We start from the raw sequence: 17,547 nt of genomic DNA, 5'->3' as shown, positions 1-17,547 counted from the left end.
TTCAAACAAGAGAAATCCTGCCCGGATTCCGGCAGGACGACACCGGCATGCAAAAGGCGTGCAGGGTGATACGAGGAGTATTGAACGGATGAGTAACTGGCTGGTTGACAAATTTATTCCCTCGATTATGCGTTCCGAGGTCAAGAAAAGTAATATTCCGGAAGGCCTGTGGCACAAGTGCCCTGCCTGTGATGCCGTACTGTACAAGCCCGAGCTGGAAAAGGCGCTGGATGTGTGCACCAAGTGCGAGCACCACATGCGCATTGATGCCCGCACGCGGCTGGACATTTTTCTGGACGAAGACGGGCGCGAGGAAATCGCCGAAGACCTGGAGCCGGTGGATCGTCTCAAGTTCCGCGACAGCAAACGTTACAGTGACCGCCTGAAAGCGGCGCAAAAGCAGACTGGCGAAAATGACGCCCTGATCGCCATGAGCGGTACCCTGGAGGGCATGCCGGTAGTGGCGGCGGCGTTCGAATTTTCCTTCATGGGTGGCTCCATGGGTGCGGTGGTCGGTGAGCGTTTCGTGCAGGCAGCCAATGTGGCGCTGGAAAAACGCTGCCCGATGATCTGCTTCTCCGCCTCAGGTGGTGCTCGCATGCAGGAAGCCCTGTTGTCACTGATGCAGATGGCAAAAACCTCGGCAGTGATTGCGCGTCTGCGCGAAGAAGGCATTCCTTTCGTCTCTGTGCTGACCGACCCGGTGTATGGCGGTGTATCAGCCAGCCTGGCAATGCTCGGTGACATCATCATTGGCGAGCCCAAGGCGCTGATCGGCTTTGCCGGCCCGCGCGTGATCGAGCAGACCGTGCGTGAAAAACTGCCCGAAGGCTTCCAGCGCAGCGAATTCCTGCTGGAGCATGGTGCCATCGACATGATCATCCCGCGTCCCGAGCTGCGCCCGCGTATCGGTGCCATTTTGCGCAAGCTGGCCAAGGCACCCATGCAGGTGCGTCCGATCCTGCGTGAGGTTCCCGAGCAGCAGGAGCAGCCTGCCGAATGACTGAGCGCAGTCTCGGGCAGTGGCTGAGCTGGCTGGAGCAGCTGCATCCCAGCGAAATCGAGCTTGGCTTGCAACGCATTCGTGATGTTGCCGACCGGCTGGGGCTGTCCCGGCCGGCACAGCGTGTAGTGACGGTCACCGGTACCAATGGCAAGGGCTCGACCTGCGCGTTTGTTGCGGCGATATGCCAGGCGCAGGGTTTGCGTACCGGGGTATACAGCTCGCCGCACTTTTTGCGCTACAACGAACGCATCCAGATAGCAGGCGAAGCGGTCAGCGACGAGCTGATCTGTCAGGCCTTCAGTGCCATCGAACAGGTGCGGGGAGAGATCAGCCTGACCTATTTTGAAATGGGCACTCTTGCGGCGTTGTGGATCTTTGCCCGCTCCGGGCTGGACGTGGCCATTCTCGAAGTGGGGCTGGGCGGCCGTCTTGATGCGGTGAATATTGTCGATCCGGACGTGGCCGTGGTGACCGGCATTGCACTGGATCATGGTGACTGGCTGGGCAATACCCGTGAAGAGGTTGCCCGGGAGAAGGCCGGCATTTTCCGCGCCGGCATTCCGGCGGTGTGTGGAGACCTTGATCCGCCGCAGAGCTTGCTCGATCAGGCCACCATCCTTGGTACTCCGCTTTATCTGCGTGGCCGGGACTTTGACCTGGCGATAACCGGCAACAGCTGGTGCTGGCAAGGCAAAAGCGGGCAGGGCTCTTCCCTGGTTCTTGATGCCATGCCGCAGCCGTCCCTGCCTGTCGAAAATGCGGCAGTAGCCTTGCAGGTGTGCGCCTTGCTGGAGCTGCCTCTGACGGCAGAAGAGACTGGGGTCGTGCTGCAGGACACACAACTGACAGGCAGGCTACAGGTGATAAAACTGCCGCAGGTTGATGGTGAACGCACCCTGATCCTGGATGTTGCACATAACCCGCAGGCTGCCGCCTATGTTGCCGGCCGTTTGCGTCAGCGCCCGCTTGGCGGGCGACGGCTTGCGGTATTCGGAGCACTGGCCGACAAGGATGTGGATGGCGTGCTGGCGGCCATGCAGGGCGTGTTTGACCGCTGGCATATTGCCGCATTGCCGACGCCACGCAGTTTTTCCCTGGCCGATTTGCAGCAGCATTTGCAACAGGCCGGAGCCGACTTCGTAACCCATGATGATATCGCTGATGCCCTGCAGGGCTGTCTTGAACAAAGCACAGCGGATGACGAAATTCTTGTGTTCGGTTCTTTCTTCACTGTTGCCCGGGTGCTTGAACTGCTGCAAGTGCCGGTCTGGTCTGGACTCGGCGCATCCCGGGGATGCCGCCGGGGCGGCAGCTATCGTGATTGATCCCATTCAGGTAAATGCAAATGAGTGAAACTGACAATAAATTCAAGCAACGCATCGTTGGTGCGCTGGTGCTGGTTGCGCTGGCGATCATTTTTCTGCCGATGCTGTTTTCCAGCAAGGATGAACACCCGTTGCCCCGGGTTGAAGTGCATACCCCGCCGCCGCCGGCCATTCCTCCTGTGCCGGATGTTCAGGTCCAGCCGGTCCGGCTCCCTGAACCCGAGCCGGAACAGGATGCTGTGTATGAGCCTGTGGTCGAAGCCGAGCCGGAGTTTGTATTGATTGAAACCACGCCGGACACGCCGCCGGTACAACCGGCCCCGGAGCAGCCGCAGCCACCGGTGGCAGAAGTACAGCCAGTGACACCGCCGCCGGTTGACAAACCGGTGTCGCCACCGGCTCAGCCGGCCAAGCCCGCGCAGACGACCACACCACCGAAGCCGGCAGAGACACCCGCACGCAAGCCGGTCGCGGCGCCGGGCATCGACCGTAATAATCTGCCGGTTTCCTGGTCGATCCAGCTGGCGAGCCTGGGCAGCCTGGAAAACGCCGAGAGATTGCGTGATGCCTATCGCGCCAAGCACTACACCGCCTATGTGCGCAGCGCCGATGGCATGCACAAGGTGCTGATCGGTCCGCTAATTCGTGAAGCCGAGGCGGTTGCCATGTGCAAACAGCTCAAGTCCCGCGACAAGCAGGATTGCTTCGTGGTGCGCTATCAACCCTGATTGTCCTGAAATATCCGTCAGCAGACGCCGGCAGATGATTGCTGTTGTCTGCTGGAGTGGCTATGTCAAAGTTCTGGCGTAAAGTTGTACCTGCTTGCCAGGCTGTTGTTTTTCTTGACAATGGGTGCAGAAAACGGATAATCCCTGTCAGGCCGCACCGCGCGGCCTTTTTGATTTGTCTTTGCAGCCGTTGCCGTGCTGCATTCCAGTAACTCCGGCCTGTCACGTCAGGGCTGGTCCCGTCTGCCACTGTAAGGCAGGTGACCCGCAGGCCGATCTTGCTGGCTCATCCCAACCCATGTGACCTTTGGTAGGGGTCACCACTAGGAGAGGAGGCGCCAATGCCCGTTATTACCCTTCCTGACGGAAGTCAGCGCAGTTTCGATCATCCCGTATCCATCATGCAGGTTGCCGAGTCGATCGGTGCCGGTCTGGCCAAGGCCACGGTTGCCGGTCGCGTCAATGGCCGCTTGCTGGATGCCTGTGACCTGATCACCGATGATGCCGAACTGCAGATCATTACCCCCAAGGATCAGGAAGGACTGGAAATCATTCGCCACTCCTGTGCGCACCTGATCGGCCATGCCATCAAGCAGCTGTATCCTGATACCAAGATGGTGATCGGTCCGGTGATCGAGGAAGGCTTCTATTACGACGTCTACAGTGAACGCCCCTTCACCCCGGAAGACCTGGAAGCCATCGACAAGCGCATGCGCGAGCTGATTGCCCAGGATTACGACGTCATCAAGAAGCTGACTCCGCGTGCCGAGGTGATCAAGACCTTCACCGAGCGTGGCGAGGACTACAAGCTGCGCCTGATCGACGACATGCCCGAAGAAACCGAAATGGGCCTGTACTATCACCAGGAATATGTGGACATGTGCCGTGGTCCGCACGTGCCCAACACCCGTTTTCTCAAGCATTTCAAGCTGACCCGTTTCTCCGGTGCCTACTGGCGTGGCGACTCCAAGAATGAGCAGCTGCAGCGCATCTACGGTACCGCCTGGGCTGACAAGAAGCAGCTGGCCGAATACATCAAGCGCATCGAGGAAGCCGAGAAGCGTGACCACCGCAAGCTGGGCAAGCGTCTGGACCTGTTCCACACCCAGGAAGAGGCCGCCGGCATGGTGTTCTGGCATCCGAAGGGCTGGACCCTGTATCAGGTGCTGGAGCAGTACATGCGCAAGGTGCAGAACGACAACGGCTACCAGGAAATTCGTACGCCGCAGATCGTCGACCGTATCCTGTGGGAAAAGTCCGGTCACTGGACCAACTATGCGGACAACATGTTCGTCACCGAATCCGAGGCCCGTGACTACGCGATCAAGCCGATGAACTGCCCGTGCCACGTGCAGGTGTACAACCAGGGCCTGAAGAGTTACCGCGAGCTGCCATTGCGTCTGGCCGAGTTCGGCTCCTGCCACCGCAACGAGCCGTCCGGAGCGCTACACGGCATCATGCGGGTGCGTGGCTTTACCCAGGATGATGCTCATATCTTCTGTACCGAAGAGCAGATGCAGGCTGAATCGGCGGCTTTCATCAGGCTGACCCGGCAGGTGTACCGTGACTTCGGCTTTGATGACATCGAGCTGAAGCTGTCCACCCGCCCGGAACAGCGCATTGGTTCTGATGACCAGTGGGATCGTGCGGAAAAGGCGCTGGAAGAAGCCCTGAAAGAAGCCGGCCTGGCCTATGAACTGCAGCCGGGTGAGGGCGCCTTCTATGGTCCGAAGATCGAGTTCTCGCTGCGTGACAGCCTGGGCCGGGTCTGGCAGTGTGGTACATTGCAGCTGGACTTCAACCTGCCGGTGCGTCTGGGTGCCGAGTTTGTGACCGAAGACAACAGCCGTGCCCATCCGGTGATGCTGCACCGCGCCATTCTGGGCTCGTTCGAGCGCTTCATCGGCATCTTGATCGAGCACTACGAGGGTGCATTCCCCGCCTGGCTGGCACCGGTACAGGCGGTGGTGATGAACATCAGCGAAAAGCAGAGCGATTTCGTGCGTGACGTGCAGAAGACCCTGCAAGAGCGCGGTTACCGGGTCAAGACCGACTTGCGCAACGAGAAGATCGGCTTCAAGATCCGCGAGCATACCCTGCAGAAAGTTCCCTACCTGCTGGTGGTGGGCGACAAGGAAGTGGAAAACAACAAGGTGGCGGTACGTACCCGCTGCGGCCAGGATCTTGGCTCCATCAGCCTGGACGAGTTTGTGGCGACGCTGGATGCGGCCATTGCCAGGCGCGGCCGGCTGGACTGATAGCGCCCCGGGAAAAAGCCCTGCAGTCTGAGCTGCAGGGCTTTTTTGTGCCAGCAGGTTGGTTCACAACTGTCATCATTGTGCGGCGGCAGCGAAGTCCCGTTTCAGCCTGGCGAAGCCGCGCCGATACAGCAACCAGGCCAGCAGGCCGGCGATGCTGTTGCCACACAGCACACCCAGATACAGCCCTGTCATGCCGCCCAGCCAAGCACCGGTAGCGACACAGGGCAGGTAGCAGGCAAACAGCCGGATCATCGAAATCATTACCGCCCGTAGCGGCATACCGAGCGCATTGCAGCTGGAAACCAGCAGGATGCACACCCCGAGCATGCTGTAACTGATGGGTACAATCAGCATGTAGCTGCTCAGATAGCTTGCCGTGGCTGCCTCAGGTGCGACCAGACCGACCATCAGGGGGCGTATCAGCAGCCAGAACAGGGCGATAACCGCTTGCAGCACCAGAATGAAACGCACCGCCAGCCAGATCAGCTTATGGACCTGGGTCAGGTCGCGGGCGCCCAGCATCCGGCCCAGCATTGGCGGCATGGACATGGTCAGGGCCAGGATGATCACGATGGAAAAGGTTTCCAGCCGGGTGCCCAGCGCCCAGGCGGCAATGGCCGTGGCACCGAAAGAGGCCACGATACGGGTTGCCAGCAGGGCGGCCATGCCCGGCATCAGCTGGCTGAGCATTGCTGGCAAGCTGATGGTGGCCACACTGGCCAGTGCCCGCCGGATTTCAAGCTGGCGAAGATCAAAGGCCAGCCAGCGATGCCTGAAGACGCGTGAAAAAATGATGGCACTGCCGATGGCGCAGGAGACAGTGGTCGCCAGCGCAGCGCCGGGCAAACCCCAGCCAAGGATGAAGATGAACAGAGGATCAAGAACGATATTGAGCAGGCTGGTAGCGACCATGACCAGCCCGGGCAGGCGCGTGTTGCCGTGAGCGCGGCACAGGCTGTTGCCGAAGTACAGGAAGGCATGGCTCCACGAGCTGATCAGCCATGGCAGCCAGTAGCTGTCGGTATGGGGAAACAACTCTGCGCTGGCACCCAGGGCCTGCAGGATTGGCTGCTTGAGAAAAAACACGGCCAGCGCCAGCACACCCATAAGGCCGCTACCCGTCATCAGCACCAGTGTTGACAGCCGCCGGGCATAATCGGTATTGCCCGCACCGATCGAGCGGGAAATCAGCGCTGTGGCGGCAATGCCGGTACCGATCTGGACCCCGATCATCAGCTGGTTGACCGGCATGGTGAAGCCCATCGCCGCCAGTGGGGCGGTACCCAGCATGCCGATGAATACGCTGTCGGCCAGCTGAAAACTCATCAGGGCGACGACGCCGGCCAGCATGGGCCAGGTCATGGAAAACAGGCGGCGACCCAGGCTGATGCCATCAGACCGGGTACTGGAAACGGAAGCGGGGTTCGGCATGTGGCAAATGTCAGCTGTGAAAGCTGGCAATCCTAACACAACCGGAGGCGGGAGCAGTGAACCGGGGGGCGGGAGGGTTTTTGTATGCCTAATACCCTGATGCAGAAGAAAATATTCCCTGTTTGCCAAAAAGGATTCAAGAGTGGGGGTGTTGCCGATTTGCCAGACAGGCTGCTTCCTGTATTAAATGACAAGGGTTAGCCATGTTGCAGGCTTGCTGATTTTCTGGAGGAGCATGATGAGTCAGTTTGATGGTGTCGATTTTTCCATGCTGGAGCTGGCATCCATGAGGGATGTTGATGCGGGACCGGCTGCCGCACTGGAACGCGCCCTGGACACCGCACGGCACGTCGAGGCGCTGGGCTTTACCCGTTTCTGGGTGGCAGAGCATCACAACATGGATGCCATTGCCAGCTCGGCCACCAGTGTCCTGATGGGCTATCTGGCTGGTGGTACGTCGCGTATCCGGATCGGTTCGGGCGGCATCATGCTGCCAAACCATGCACCACTGGTAGTGGCCGAGCAGATCGGTACGTTGGCCAGCCTGTATCCAGGGCGTATTGACCTTGGGTTGGGGCGGGCGCCGGGCAGCGATCAGGCCACCATGCGGGCGCTGCGCCGTAACCTGGACATCAATGCTGACAGCTTTCCGGATGACGTACGGGAGTTGCAGCGACTGCTGGGGCCACGCACGCCGGGGCAGACGATTGTCGCCATGCCGGGCATGGACAGCAATGTGCCCGTCTGGCTGCTCGGCTCCAGCCTGTTCAGTGCGCAGCTGGCCGCCGAACTGGGCTTGCCGTACTCGTTTGCCTCACACTTTGCGCCGCGCATGATGATGCCGGCGATCGAGCTGTATCGCAGTCACTTCAAGCCTTCAGCCCGGCTCGACCAGCCTTGCGTGATGCTCGGTGTACCGCTGGTGCTGGCGCCGACCGATGAGGAGGCGGGCTATCTTGCCACGACCACCTACCAGCGCATTCTCGCCCTGTTTCGTGGACACAGCATGCTGATGCGGCCGCCAGTCAGGTCCATGGACGGATTGTGGAGTGCCAGCGAGGAACGGGGTGTGTTGGACTTCCTGTCGATGGCGGTGATTGGCAGCCCGGAAACGGCCCGTCAGCGCTTACAGGTATTGCTGGAACATACCGGGGCTGACGAGCTGATCTTCACCTGTGATCTGTACGAGCTTGAGCACAGGCTGCGGGCGTTGAGTTTGCTGGCCGAGCTTAAAGCGGGCTAGCCGGGCATTGTCCCCGCATCTGCAGAACAGGAATTTTGCGCTATACCGGAGCTGTGCGACGTGGCGGGTGGAAATTTCTTGCCGGCACGAACAGGTGACACTCAATGAATATCGGGTCAACAAAAGGGAGCACAGGCGATGCAACTGGATTTCTGGACTGAACTGGAGCGTCCGGCTGTGGCCGACGTCGATGGCCCGGATGCTGTGCAGGCCTGGCTGCAGGCAGGCCTGATCCGGCCGCTGGATTATGCACTGGCGGATTTCTGCCTGCAGCTGGCACCCGGCGAGCATGCTGTCGCTACCCTGGCGGCTCTGCTCAGTCGCCAGCTGCAGGACGGGCATGTATGCCTGCGGCTGGAGCTGCTGCGCCACGAGCTGACCATGCTTGGCGAATCGCATGGGCAGCCCGGGCCGGTGGATTGGTGGGTGCGGCGTTCACTGGCGCAGTGGCTGGAGCTGCTGCAGCACAGCCCGCTGGTTACGCTGTCTCCGTACACCCAAAAGGCCCCGCTGGTGCTGCAGAACCGGCGGCTGTATCTGTACCGCATGTGGCAACACGAGGCGGGAGTGGCGCAGCAGGTGGCCGGGCGCTTGCGGCAGGACATGCAACCGGATGCGGGCTTTGCCGAACAGCTGCAACAGCTGTTTCCGGCGCAGGGCGCCGGCAATGACTGGCAGAAGATCGCTTGCGCCATGGCGGCACTGGGCGGTTTCACCCTGATTACCGGCGGCCCCGGTACAGGCAAGACCACTACAGTGGTGCGCTTGCTGGCATTGTTACAGCAGCAGGCGCTGGAGCAGGGGCGGGCACCGCTGCATATCCGGCTGGCAGCCCCGACCGGCAAGGCGGCGGCGCGATTGAGCGAGTCGATTGCCGGCCAGATTGCCGCGCTACCGGTCGGTGAGGCGGTGCGCAAGCAGATTCCCGAGCAGGTCGGTACGCTGCACCGGCTGCTGGGCAGCCTGCCGGATACCCGCCGTTTCCGTCACCACGCCGGCAATCCGCTGCTGCTTGACGTGCTGGTGGTGGATGAGGCCTCAATGATCGATCTGGAAATGATGGATAACCTGTTGCAGGCGCTGCCGGCCCATGCCCGTCTGATTCTGTTGGGTGACAAGGACCAGCTGGCTTCAGTGGAGGCCGGTTCGGTGCTGGGCGAGCTGTGCCTGCAAGCGGCTGGCGGCCATTATGCGCCGGAAACGCTGGCACGCCTGGAACAGGCGGGCGCTGCCCCGGCAGACCTGACCGGACTGCAACAGGGGGGCGTGCAGGCAAACCCGCTGGAGCAGCGTACCGTCATGTTGCGCCATTCCCGCCGCTTTGCCGGAGATTCGGGGGTTGGACGGCTGGCGGCGGCAGTCAATGCCATGGATGTCGCCGGTACGCTGGCGCTGCTGAGTCAGCCGCTGCCGGATGTACACTGGCCCAGAGCCGTGCGCGGCGTGCTGCCGGAGCTGATCCGCAACGGTTTTGCCCCCTATCTTGAGCTGCTGGGCCGGCAACCCGGCTGCGTGGCCACGGATGAGGGTTTCATGGCATGGGCGGGAGCACTGTTGCAGGCGTTTGACGGCTTTCGCCTGCTGTGTGCCCTGCGCCGGGGCGACTGGGGTGTCGAGGGTCTGAACCGGCTGGCTGCGCAGAACCTGGCAGATGTGCTGAATGTGCCTGCCGACAGCCCCTGGTATCCGGGACGGCCGGTGATGGTCACGCGCAACGACTATGCGCTGGGGCTGATGAACGGCGATATCGGTATTGCCGTGCAGGTCATCGAGGCCGATGAGACGGTGTTACGGGTGGTATTTCCGCGCAATGACGGCAGTGGCGGCGTGCGACTGGTGCTGCCCAGCCGGCTGACGGCGGTGGAAACCGTGTTTGCGATGACGGTGCACAAGTCCCAGGGCTCTGAGTTTGATCATTGCGCGCTGGTGCTGCCGGACGCCTTCAGTCCGGTCCTGACCAAGGAGCTGCTGTATACCGGCATTACCCGGGCACGCCGGCAGTTGTCGTTGCTGACGCCGGTGACCGGTGTGCTGGAACAGGCCATTGGCCGGCAGGTGGAGCGTCACAGCGGGCTGCGCGAGGCCATCGAGTCCTGTGCGAGAGATGCTCAGGGGGCTTGAGGGTCGCGCTGCCGAGAGCCGGGCGTGTTTGAGTGCAGTATTGATCCAGAACACACAATTGCCGATAAGTCCGTGGTGCTGGTATTTTCTTGATTTGAGCAGCCTGTTTGTGCGACGGGTTTCCTCAGTCTGCTGTTGTCTGTGTATAATCGACACATATTTCAAGTGTGATCGGCTGCTGGCCGGTTACGCCGGGTTTTACTGAATAAGGCCACTGTGTGACCGATGTTTTTTTGCAAACCCGCGGGCTGACCTGCGAACGAGACTGGCGTGTGCTGTTTAGCGAACTGGATTTGCAGCTGCGCCGCGGGCAGATGCTGCAGGTATCCGGCCCCAACGGCAGCGGCAAGACCAGCCTGCTGCGACTGCTGGCCGGCCTGATGCAGCCGACCGAAGGCGAAATTCTCTATCAGGGTACTCCACTGGGTCGCCAGCGGCACGAGCTGGCACGGCACAGCCTGTGGATCGGCCATGCCGCCGGTATCAAGGGTTTGCTGACACCCGAAGAAAACCTTGCCTGGCTGACTGCGCTGCAATATGGCGCTTCGACCGATGCCATCGCGCAAGCGCTGGAAGCGGTGGGGCTGAAGGGTTTTGAAGATGTTCCCTGTCACACCCTGTCGGCGGGACAGCAGCGCCGGGTCGGACTGGCCCGTTTGCATCTGCCGCAGGCACCCGCCCTGTGGATTCTCGACGAACCCTTCACCGCGCTGGACAAGAAAGCCGTTGCCCAGCTGGAAGGGCATCTGGCCGCACATTGCGAGCGGGGCGGCATGGTGATCTTTACCACTCACCACGAGCTGCAACAGCGTCCGGCCAATTTCTTCGAACTGGAACTGGGGCAGCAAAGCGCATGAACCGGGTGTTTTTCTTGTTGCTGGTGCGTGAAGCCCGCCTGATGTTCCGGCGTCCCGGCGAACTGGTCAATCCGCTGGTGTTTTTTGCCATCGTGATTTGCCTGTTTCCGCTGGCGGTTGGTCCGGAAACCCAGCTGCTGCGCACGCTGTCGCCGGGTCTGGTGTGGGTTGCCGCACTGCTGGCGGTGCTGCTGTCGCTGGACGGACTGTTTCGCAGCGATTTTGAGGACGGTTCGCTGGAGCAGTGGGTCGTTTCGCCGCACCCGCTGGGTGTACTGGTTCTGGCCAAGGTGCTGGCACACTGGCTGTTCTCCGGCTTGCCGCTGGTGCTGTTGTCGCCGGTGCTGGCGCTGATGCTGGGGTTGCCGGCCGACCGCATTCCGGTACTGCTGGCTTCATTGCTGCTGGGTACACCCATTCTCAGCCTGCTGGGCGCGGTGGGTGCGGCACTGACCGTCGGGCTCAAGCGTGGTGGCATTTTGTTGACTTTGCTCATTTTACCTCTATATATTCCCGTGCTCATTTTGGGCAGCGGGGTGCTGCAGGCTGCATTGCAGGGGCTGCCGACAGCAGGCTACCTGTTGTGGATGGGCAGCATGCTGACACTGGCCATCACCCTGACGCCGCTGGCCATTGCCGCCGGCATCAAGATCAGTGTTGGCGAGTAGGTATCGGATTGTGTTTGACAAGAAGCGGATAACTGCATGAACTGGACATGGTTTCACCGTCTGGGCTCGCCCAAATGGTTTTATGGCATTAGCGGACGCTGGCTGCCGTTGCTGATCGCAGCCACTGTGCTGCTGGTCTGCGCGGGCTTGGTCTGGGGCCTGGCGATTGCGCCGGCGGATTACCAGCAGGGCAACAGCTTCCGCATCATGTACATCCATGTGCCGGCCTCGTTCCTGGCGCAGTCGATCTACATCTCGATGGCCATCTGTGGTGTGGTCGGGCTGGTGTGGAAAATGAAGATCGCCGATGTGGCACTGCAGCAGTCGGCACCCATTGGTGCCTGGATGGCCTTTGTCTCCCTGCTGACCGGCGCGATCTGGGGCAAGCCGACCTGGGGCGCGTACTGGGTGTGGGATGCCCGCCTCACCGCGATGCTGATTCTGCTGTTCCTGTATTTTGGCGTGATTGCGCTGGGACAGGCGATCAGCAACCGTGACAGCGCGGCACGCGCCTGTGCCGTATTGGCGGTTGTGGGTGTCATTAATATTCCAATCATTAAGTATTCGGTAGAGTGGTGGAACACGCTGCACCAGCCGGCCAGCTTCACCCTGACCGAAAAACCGGCAATGCCGGCCTCGATGTGGGTGCCGTTGCTGCTGATGGTGCTGGGCTTCTACTGTTTTTACACGGTTGTGCTGCTGATGCGCATGCGTTTGGAAATTCTGCGTCGTGAATCGCGTACCAGCTGGGTACGGGCCGAAGTGACGCGACTGACAGGCAGGAAAAAATGACCGACTCGATCTTTGCATTCAATTCGTTTGCCGAGTTTCTGGCCATGGGCAAGCACGGCTTCTATGTCTGGCTGTGCTTTGGCGTGACTCTGGCGATCATGCTCCTGAATGTGGCCCTGCCATGGCTGGCGCGGAAAAAATATCTAAACCAGGAAATTCGACGTTTGCGTTGGGAGGCACAAAATGAATCCGGTTCGTAAAAAACGCCTGATAATCATCTTGGCGATTCTGTCAGGGATGGCCGCTACCGTAGGGTTGGCGGTGTTTGCCCTGAGCGAGAACATCAACCTGTTCTATACGCCCACCGAGATTGCCGCCGGCAAGGTTCCGGCCGACGCCCGCATCCGTGCTGGTGGTCTGGTCAAGGAAGGCTCGGTGCAACGCAACGAAGACGCCCTGACCGTGCGTTTTGTCGTCACTGACGGCGATGCCGATGTCACCATCGAGTACCGGGGCATCCTGCCCGACCTGTTCCGCGAAGGGCAGGGCATCGTTGCACTGGGCCGCCTCAACGCGCAGGGTGTGCTGGTGTCGGACGAGGTTCTGGCCAAGCACGATGAAAACTACATGCCGCCCGAAGTGAGTGATGCGCTGGAAAAAACCGGCATGCTCAAGCACTACGAAGCGACACAGGAAAGCAAGAAATGAGTTTGATCCTGTTTATGCCCGAGCTCGGGCATCTGGCCATGATCCTGGCTTTGTGCTTTGCCGTCGTGCAGGCGTTTTTTCCCATGGTGGGTGCCTGGAAGGGTGATCATCACTGGATGAGCCTCGGCCAGCCGGCGGCCTGGGGGCAGTTCGTCTTCTTGCTGCTTTCGTTTCTGGCCCTGACTTGGTCGTTTGTCATCGATGACTTCAGCGTGGCCTATGCCGCCAACAACTCCAACAGCATGCTGCCCTGGTACTACAAGATCAGCGCGGTGTGGGGTGCCCACGAGGGCTCCCTGCTGCTGTGGGCGCTGACCCTGGCAGGCTGGTCTTTTGCCGTGGCAATTTTCTCCCGCCAGTTGCCGGAAGAAATGCTGGCTCGCGTCCTGTCGGTGATGGGCATGGTCAGCATCGGCTTTCTGCTGTTCCTGATCGTCACTTCCAACCCGTTCGAGCGCATGCTGCCGAACATTCCTGCCGACGGCCGTGACCTCAACCCGCTGTTGCAGGACTTTGGCCTGGTGGTGCATCCGCCCATGTTGTACATGGGCTATGTCGGCTTTTCCGTGGCCTTTGCCTTTGCCATTGCCGCCTTGCTGGGCGGCAAGATGGATGCTGCCTGGGCCCGCTGGTCACGCCCCTGGACGCTGGTGGCCTGGGCCTTTCTCGGCGTGGGCATCACCCTCGGCTCCTGGTGGGCCTATTACGAGCTGGGCTGGGGTGGCTGGTGGTTTTGGGACCCGGTCGAAAACGCCTCTTTCATGCCGTGGCTGGTCGGTACCGCACTGATCCACTCGCTGGCCGTTACTGAAAAGCGCGGCCTGTTCAAGAACTGGACCGTACTGCTGGCGATTGCCGCCTTCTCGCTCAGTCTGCTGGGTACCTTCCTGGTACGTTCCGGCGTGCTGACTTCGGTGCATGCCTTTGCTTCCGATCCTGATCGCGGGCTGTTCATCCTCGCCTTCCTGCTGGTCACTGTGGGTGCCTCGCTGACACTGTTCGTGCTGCGTGCGCCTTCGGTCAAGAGCAAGGTCGGCTTCGGCTTCTGGTCGCGGGAAACCCTGCTGCTGATCAACAACATCGTGCTGGTGGTGGTGACCGCGATGATCCTGATCGGCACCCTGTATCCGCTGATCCTCGATTCGCTGACCGGCTCCAAACTGTCGGTGGGCCCGCCTTACTTCAACGCCCTGTTCAACCCGCTGATTGGTGCCCTGATGCTGGCACTGGGTGTGGGTGTGGTACTGCGCTGGAAGAGTACGCCGGGCAACTGGCTGCTGAAGATGGTCGGGCCGGTACTGCTGGCCAGTGCGGCAATCAGTCTGGCGCTGACCTTCCTGGCCGACGAGTTCAACGGTGCGGTACTGGTGGTGTATTTCCTCAGTTTCTGGGTAGTACTGTCCAGCTTGCGTGACTTGCTGGACAAGACCCGTCATCGCGGCTTTTTCCGTGGCTTGCGCATGATGACGCGCAGCTACTGGGGCATGCAGATGGGACATCTGGGGCTGGTGGTCTGTGCCATCGGCGTGGTGCTGTCGAGCCATTACAGCGTCGAGCGAGACCTGAAAATGAATATTGGCGACAGTGTTCAGCTGGGTGCTTACAGCTTTGTGTTTGAAGGTGCGGAACACCACGAAGGGCCCAACTACATTTCAGACCGGGGCACGATACGTGCGCTGAAAAACGGCCGTGAAATTAGTGTATTGCACCCTGAAAAACGCCTGTATGTGGTACAGCAGATGCCCATGACCGAGGCCGGCATCGATCCGGGCTTTACCCGCGACCTGTATGTGGCTCTGGGTGAACCGCTGGAAAACGGCGCCTGGGCGGTACGCTTGCAGGTCAAACCTTTTGTTCGCTGGATCTGGCTGGGTGGTCTGATGATGGCGCTGGGTGCCTGCCTGTCGGCATGGGATCCGCGTTACCGCTCCCGTGTCCGGCAAAAAGTGCGTGACACCCTGACTACCGGACAGGAGAAAAACAATGGCTAAAGGACGCTTGCTGGCGGTGCTGGCGGTGCTGGCCGGTGTTGCCGGTTTTGCCTGGATGTCGATTTACGGCTTGCACAATGACCCGCGCGAACTGCCTTCAGCATTGCTTGACAAGCCGTTCCCGGAGTTCTCGCAGCCGATGCTGGGCGAGCCTGAGCGATTGCTGACCCGCAAGGATCTGCTTGGCAAGCCGGCACTGGTCAACGTCTGGGCTACCTGGTGCCCGACGTGTCGTGCCGAGCATGCCTACTTCAACAAGCTGGCCGCGAGCGGGGTGCCGATTTACGGCATCAACTACAAGGATGATGAAGCCAAGGCAAAAAAATGGCTGCACGACCTGAAAGATCCCTATGTGCTCAATATTAGTGATCCACGTGGTGCACTGGGCATGAATCTGGGTGTCTATGGCGCACCCGAGACGTTCATTATCGACAGCGAGGGTGTGATCCGCTTCAAGTATGTGGGGGCGGTGGACGACTGGGTATGGAAGGAAAAAATGGCTCCGGTGTATGAAGGGTTGCTGAAACCATGAAAAAAGCATTGCTGACATTGGTATGCGGCCTGTGGCTGGCTGCTCCGGCTTTGGCTGCCATTGATACTCACGAGTTTGATACCCAGGCCGAGCGTGACCGTTATCGCAAGCTGACGGAAGAACTGCGCTGCCCGAAGTGCCAGAACCAGAACATTGCCGACTCCGATGCGCCGATTTCGCTGGATTTGCGCGAGGAAACCTATCGCCTGATGACGGAAGAGGGTCTGAGCGATGATCAGATTGTCGAGTTTCTGGTCGAGCGTTATGGCGATTTTGTTCGCTACAAACCACCGGTGGACAAGCGCACCCTGGTGCTCTGGTATGGCCCTTTCACCCTGCTGGGGCTGGGCATGCTGATGCTGGCGCTGATCATTGTGCGCCGTCGCAAGGGTGGTGACAGCGATGCTGCCGGTCAGCAGCTGTCTGGCGATGAGCAGCAGCGCCTGAACGAATTATTGAATCAAACACGGGAATCTGCAGACAAATGATTACTTTCTGGTTACTGGCCCTGGTACTGCTGGTCAGCGCCATGCTGCTGATGTTGTGGCCGGTGCTTAATGTACGCAAGCTCCAGGCTGAAGAAGACCGCACCGCACTCAACGTGGCCCTGTATCAGGAACGCCTGAACGAACTGCAAGGACAGTTCGACCAGGGCACCCTGAGCAAGGAGCTGTTCGAAGAGGGCCGTCTGGAGGCCGAACGCGAATTGCTGGAAGATACCGCCCAGGGCGCGCCGCAACAGAAGGCCCGGCTGGGCATTGCATTGCCGCTGATCGCAACTTTGCTGCTGCCGGTAGCCGGCGCCGGGCTGTACATGGTCTGGGGGGCTGGTGACCAGGTCGCCATGACCCTGGAGCAGGTCCCCTTGATGCAGGAGCAGCAGGCGGTTGATGCACTGATGTCGCGCATTCCGGCCATTCAGGAACCACAGGCCCGTGAACAAGCCATGTCCGAGCTGATTGCCCGCCTGGAAAACATCGTGCGCATGCAACCTGAGGCCGCTGATGTCTGGTTCTTCCTCGGCCGCAGCTACATGAATGACCAGCGTGTGGCGGATGCCGCACATGCCTATTCGCGCGCCATGGATGCCGCCGGCCGCCAGCCGGAAATTCTGGCGCAGTGGGTACAGGCACAGTTCTTTGCCAATGACAGCCAATGGAATGATGAGTTGCAACAGGCAGTCGAGGAAGTGCTTGAAGCCGATCCGCAGGATGCCACTACGCTGGGACTGATCGGCATTGCCGGCTTCGAGACCGGAAACTTCAATGTGGCGCGAGATTCCTGGAACCGCCTGCTCGGTTTCATGGATCCGCGTGACCCTTCCGCCCAGGCGGTCCTGACCGGTGTCGAGCGTGCGGAAAAGGCGATTGAAGAATTTGGCGAGAACAACCCGCAGGCAGTGCGCGGCCCGGTATTGCCGCCGCTGCCCGAACCGAGCGCCCTGAGCCAGTCCGGCCGTGTTCTGCTGGAAATCAGCCTGAGCGACGAGCTGGCGGCCAGTGTTGATCCGGCGGCCACGGTGTTCGTGTTTGCCCGCTCGCCCGAGTCTGGCCAGATTCCGATTGCCGCACAGCGTCTGAGTGTGGCCGGCTTGCCGGCAACCATTGAGCTGAGTGATGCTGATGCGGTAATGACCGAATTGCAGCTGTCAAAAGCCGGCAGTGTTGAGGTTCAGGCCAGCATTTCCAGTGATGGCAATGCCAGCGAGCCTGAATGGGTCAGCGCAAGCCTGGCTGCCGAGGTGGAAAGCGGCAAGGCACTGGAGCTGGTCATTGACCGTCCCGCCCGGGGAGCACGCTGATTTTTCGGGCGGTCGCCATCCCGTGAATGCAAAACCCCGTACGGTTTACCGGCTGTACGGGGTTTGTTTTTTATGGTGCCGTGGCGTTTGACTTGCAATCAGCCGGGAAATCCGTATAATGGCCGCCACGTCCGGTTCCGGAC

Annotated in this window: 16 protein-coding genes; 15 read left to right on the top strand and 1 reads right to left on the bottom strand. The window is 60.4% G+C overall.

Annotated features, from left to right (window positions below; translation table 11 throughout):
- Window positions 1-88: 88 nt before the first annotated feature.
- The 4 genes from accD to thrS all read left to right on the top strand — a co-directional run bounded on the left by accD (window position 89) and on the right by thrS (window position 5,317).
- Complete coding sequence (accD, locus tag AR306_RS06955) at window positions 89-1,003, top strand: acetyl-CoA carboxylase, carboxyltransferase subunit beta (protein WP_101496836.1); 915 nt, start codon at window positions 89-91, stop codon at window positions 1,001-1,003.
- Window positions 1,000-2,331, top strand: coding sequence for a bifunctional tetrahydrofolate synthase/dihydrofolate synthase (gene folC / locus AR306_RS06950; RefSeq protein WP_101496835.1), 1,332 nt, complete (start codon window positions 1,000-1,002; stop codon window positions 2,329-2,331). Before accD ends, folC begins: the two co-directional genes overlap by 4 nt.
- A 20-nt stretch (window positions 2,332-2,351) precedes the next feature.
- Window positions 2,352-3,059 (top strand): SPOR domain-containing protein, encoded by a 708-nt coding sequence (locus AR306_RS06945; RefSeq protein WP_101496834.1) that lies wholly within the window; start codon window positions 2,352-2,354, stop codon window positions 3,057-3,059.
- Window positions 3,060-3,400: 341 nt separating this feature from the next.
- Window positions 3,401-5,317 (top strand): threonine--tRNA ligase, encoded by a 1,917-nt coding sequence (gene thrS / locus AR306_RS06940; protein ID WP_101496833.1) that lies wholly within the window; start codon window positions 3,401-3,403, stop codon window positions 5,315-5,317.
- A 75-nt stretch (window positions 5,318-5,392) separates the two neighbouring features.
- Here thrS and AR306_RS06935 read toward each other — a convergent pair whose 3' ends face one another.
- Entirely contained in the window at window positions 5,393-6,751 is a 1,359-nt protein-coding gene (locus AR306_RS06935; RefSeq protein WP_206167976.1) for an MATE family efflux transporter, read from the bottom strand.
- 238 nt (window positions 6,752-6,989) lie between these two features.
- Between AR306_RS06935 and AR306_RS06930 the strand changes: the two genes are divergently transcribed.
- The 11 genes from AR306_RS06930 (at window position 6,990) to ccmI (ending at window position 17,404) form a co-directional block, all read left to right on the top strand.
- Window positions 6,990-7,994 (top strand): LLM class flavin-dependent oxidoreductase, encoded by a 1,005-nt coding sequence (locus tag AR306_RS06930; RefSeq protein ID WP_101496832.1) that lies wholly within the window; start codon window positions 6,990-6,992, stop codon window positions 7,992-7,994.
- 138 nt (window positions 7,995-8,132) lie between these two features.
- Complete coding sequence (gene recD / locus AR306_RS06925) at window positions 8,133-10,115, top strand: exodeoxyribonuclease V subunit alpha (RefSeq protein ID WP_101496831.1); 1,983 nt, start codon at window positions 8,133-8,135, stop codon at window positions 10,113-10,115.
- A 218-nt stretch (window positions 10,116-10,333) separates the two neighbouring features.
- Window positions 10,334-10,972, top strand: coding sequence for a cytochrome c biogenesis heme-transporting ATPase CcmA (gene ccmA, locus AR306_RS06920; protein WP_101496830.1), 639 nt, complete (start codon window positions 10,334-10,336; stop codon window positions 10,970-10,972).
- Entirely contained in the window at window positions 10,969-11,640 is a 672-nt protein-coding gene (gene ccmB / locus AR306_RS06915; RefSeq protein ID WP_101496829.1) for a heme exporter protein CcmB, read from the top strand. Before ccmA ends, ccmB begins: the two co-directional genes overlap by 4 nt.
- Before the next feature lie 36 nt (window positions 11,641-11,676).
- Entirely contained in the window at window positions 11,677-12,432 is a 756-nt protein-coding gene (locus AR306_RS06910) for a heme ABC transporter permease (protein WP_101496828.1), read from the top strand.
- Entirely contained in the window at window positions 12,429-12,632 is a 204-nt protein-coding gene (ccmD, locus tag AR306_RS06905) for a heme exporter protein CcmD (RefSeq protein ID WP_101496827.1), read from the top strand. Before AR306_RS06910 ends, ccmD begins: the two co-directional genes overlap by 4 nt.
- On the top strand, window positions 12,616-13,080 hold the full coding sequence (gene ccmE / locus AR306_RS06900) for a cytochrome c maturation protein CcmE (RefSeq protein WP_101496826.1): 465 nt from the start codon (window positions 12,616-12,618) through the stop codon (window positions 13,078-13,080). Before ccmD ends, ccmE begins: the two co-directional genes overlap by 17 nt.
- A gap of 14 nt (window positions 13,081-13,094) precedes the next feature.
- Complete coding sequence (locus AR306_RS06895) at window positions 13,095-15,071, top strand: heme lyase CcmF/NrfE family subunit (protein ID WP_240622518.1); 1,977 nt, start codon at window positions 13,095-13,097, stop codon at window positions 15,069-15,071.
- A complete protein-coding gene (locus AR306_RS06890; protein ID WP_101496824.1) occupies window positions 15,064-15,603 on the top strand; it encodes a DsbE family thiol:disulfide interchange protein in 540 nt (179 codons plus the stop codon). Before AR306_RS06895 ends, AR306_RS06890 begins: the two co-directional genes overlap by 8 nt.
- Entirely contained in the window at window positions 15,600-16,091 is a 492-nt protein-coding gene (locus tag AR306_RS06885; protein WP_101496823.1) for a cytochrome c-type biogenesis protein, read from the top strand. Before AR306_RS06890 ends, AR306_RS06885 begins: the two co-directional genes overlap by 4 nt.
- Window positions 16,088-17,404, top strand: a complete 1,317-nt coding sequence (gene ccmI, locus AR306_RS06880; RefSeq protein ID WP_101496822.1) for a c-type cytochrome biogenesis protein CcmI — start codon at window positions 16,088-16,090, stop codon at window positions 17,402-17,404. Before AR306_RS06885 ends, ccmI begins: the two co-directional genes overlap by 4 nt.
- The last annotated feature ends 143 nt before the right edge of the window (window positions 17,405-17,547 follow it).

The sequence above is a fragment of the Thiopseudomonas denitrificans genome, assembly GCF_002866065.1.
GTDB lineage: Bacteria > Pseudomonadota > Gammaproteobacteria > Pseudomonadales > Pseudomonadaceae > Thiopseudomonas > Thiopseudomonas denitrificans.
This window is presented reverse-complemented; position numbering and strand designations above follow the sequence as displayed.

What these genes read in the sequence shown, in the direction of transcription:
- accD (WP_101496836.1), top strand. Translation starts at nt 89, where the DNA reads ATGAGTAACTGGCTGGTTGACAAATTTATTCCCTCGATTATGCGTTCC.
- folC (WP_101496835.1), top strand. Translation starts at nt 1,000, where the DNA reads ATGACTGAGCGCAGTCTCGGGCAGTGGCTGAGCTGGCTGGAGCAGCTG.
- AR306_RS06945 (WP_101496834.1), top strand. Translation starts at nt 2,352, where the DNA reads ATGAGTGAAACTGACAATAAATTCAAGCAACGCATCGTTGGTGCGCTG.
- thrS (WP_101496833.1), top strand. Translation starts at nt 3,401, where the DNA reads ATGCCCGTTATTACCCTTCCTGACGGAAGTCAGCGCAGTTTCGATCAT.
- AR306_RS06935 (WP_206167976.1), bottom strand. Translation starts at nt 6,751, where the DNA reads ATGCCGAACCCCGCTTCCGTTTCCAGTACCCGGTCTGATGGCATCAGC.
- AR306_RS06930 (WP_101496832.1), top strand. Translation starts at nt 6,990, where the DNA reads ATGAGTCAGTTTGATGGTGTCGATTTTTCCATGCTGGAGCTGGCATCC.
- recD (WP_101496831.1), top strand. Translation starts at nt 8,133, where the DNA reads ATGCAACTGGATTTCTGGACTGAACTGGAGCGTCCGGCTGTGGCCGAC.
- ccmB (WP_101496829.1), top strand. Translation starts at nt 10,969, where the DNA reads ATGAACCGGGTGTTTTTCTTGTTGCTGGTGCGTGAAGCCCGCCTGATG.
- AR306_RS06910 (WP_101496828.1), top strand. Translation starts at nt 11,677, where the DNA reads ATGAACTGGACATGGTTTCACCGTCTGGGCTCGCCCAAATGGTTTTAT.
- ccmD (WP_101496827.1), top strand. Translation starts at nt 12,429, where the DNA reads ATGACCGACTCGATCTTTGCATTCAATTCGTTTGCCGAGTTTCTGGCC.
- ccmE (WP_101496826.1), top strand. Translation starts at nt 12,616, where the DNA reads ATGAATCCGGTTCGTAAAAAACGCCTGATAATCATCTTGGCGATTCTG.
- AR306_RS06895 (WP_240622518.1), top strand. Translation starts at nt 13,095, where the DNA reads ATGCCCGAGCTCGGGCATCTGGCCATGATCCTGGCTTTGTGCTTTGCC.
- AR306_RS06890 (WP_101496824.1), top strand. Translation starts at nt 15,064, where the DNA reads ATGGCTAAAGGACGCTTGCTGGCGGTGCTGGCGGTGCTGGCCGGTGTT.
- AR306_RS06885 (WP_101496823.1), top strand. Translation starts at nt 15,600, where the DNA reads ATGAAAAAAGCATTGCTGACATTGGTATGCGGCCTGTGGCTGGCTGCT.
- ccmI (WP_101496822.1), top strand. Translation starts at nt 16,088, where the DNA reads ATGATTACTTTCTGGTTACTGGCCCTGGTACTGCTGGTCAGCGCCATG.